General features: G+C 54.6%; 1 protein-coding gene and 1 rRNA gene. Both read right to left on the reverse strand.

The features are described from left to right. Positions 1-208, reverse strand: a 23S ribosomal RNA gene (locus DWX39_RS10870); the annotation flags it as partial. 94 nt (positions 209-302) lie between these two features. Continuing rightward, positions 303-527 (reverse strand): hypothetical protein (locus DWX39_RS11280; protein ID WP_233512213.1); only part of this gene is annotated, 225 nt, incomplete at its 5' end.

Genomic DNA, 527 nt, shown 5'->3' on the forward strand with positions numbered 1-527 from the left:
TACTTAGATGTTTCAGTTCCCCGGGTTGTCCTCCCGGCCCCTATGTGTTCAGGGTCGGGATATCCGTACTGCTACGGATGGGTTCGCCCATTCGGAGACCCCCGGGTCGAAGGATGTGTGCTCCTCGCCGGGGATTATCGCAGCTTGCCGCGTCCTTCATCGGCTCCCTGTGCCAAGGCATCCGCCGTGCGCCCGTGGTATCTTGCGGGACCGCTCTCGGGCCCGCGGGATATCCACGTGTCGCTAATTAGTCTAATTAATCGATATCATGAATAGCGCTCGTATGTCGCAATTCGGGTATCTCATACCGCGGCACAGTAGTTGACTGTGCTCGCGATCAGATGCTCCTCACTCATTAATAAGTGAATTCTTCTTGTTTGGATCGGATGAATGATTGCTATCATTCTGTCTGATAAATCGCAGAAAAGAATCGAGTCTGGAAGAATGATCTTCCATCTCTCTCCTATCGCTATGCGGCTCTCAAGGTACGCGGGTGCGACCCCGGGGACCGGGTGCTGCGGGGACTT

This window comes from Collinsella sp. AF19-1LB (genome assembly GCF_003459655.1).
In the GTDB taxonomy this organism is placed as follows: Bacteria; Actinomycetota; Coriobacteriia; order Coriobacteriales; family Coriobacteriaceae; genus Collinsella.